Annotated in this window: 1 protein-coding gene and 1 pseudogene; both read left to right on the forward strand. The window is 71.4% G+C overall.

Going from position 1 to position 807, the window contains the following annotated elements:
• The first annotated feature begins 237 nt into the window (after positions 1 to 237).
• Positions 238 to 600 (forward strand): Kazal-type serine protease inhibitor domain-containing protein, encoded by a 363-nt coding sequence (locus J7528_RS23680; RefSeq protein WP_291879761.1) that lies wholly within the window; start codon positions 238 to 240, stop codon positions 598 to 600.
• 71 nt (positions 601 to 671) lie between these two features.
• Positions 672 to 807 (forward strand): annotated as a pseudogene (locus tag J7528_RS25665) (antibiotic biosynthesis monooxygenase); the annotation flags it as partial.

The raw sequence follows: 807 nt of genomic DNA on the forward strand, positions 1-807 counted from the left end.
GGCCTTCACCGACCAGACCGGCGACACCTACAACCTGGCCATCACCAGCAGCCGCCGCGAGGAGCACACCGTCTCCTACAACAGCGACAAGCCCACCATCGTGAAGATCACCTGGAGCGACTGACGCCCGGTCGCGGAAGCGGGCGGCGCGGCGCCCGCTTCCTTTCCCGCTGCGTTTGTCCCGGGGCGCGACACATGCCAGGGTGGCGCCGGCAGCCACCGACCGGAGAACCTCCAATGGCCTTGCGTCGTCTGACGACCCTCGCGCTCGCCGCCTTAAGCCTGTGGGCCTGCGCCGGTCCCAGCGATCCCACGGGACCCGGACCCAACCCGCCGCAGCAGGGCGGCCGCACGCCCGTCGCCGAGGGCGGCATGTGCGGCGGCTTCGCCGGCTTCCAGTGCGCGTCGGGCCTAGTCTGCCAGATGCCCGACGGCCAGTGCCACGTCGCCGACGGTTCGGGAACCTGCCGCCGCCCGCCTCAGGTTTGCCCGGCGATCTATGCGCCCGTCTGCGGCTGTGACGGCAAGACCTACGCCAGCGCCTGCAACGCCGCCGCCCAGGGCGCGGCCGTGGCGGCGAAGGGCGAGTGCAAGGCGTAAGACCCGTCGTGGCCGGGGATGTCCAGCGACGCGTCGTCCTGGCGACGGGCCTGGCCGTCGGGGGCCAGGTTATCGCCGGTCAGGCCGTCGCAGGCCTGGTTGTTCAAAACGTGGAGAAGAGCCGGGGCATGTACGGACTGATCGGCCAGATGATGGCCGCGCCCGGCAAGCGAGACGACCTGATCGCGATCCTGACCGGGAGCGCCG

It is taken from the genome of Caulobacter sp., from assembly GCF_017744445.1.
Taxonomy (GTDB): Bacteria; Pseudomonadota; Alphaproteobacteria; order Caulobacterales; family Caulobacteraceae; genus Caulobacter.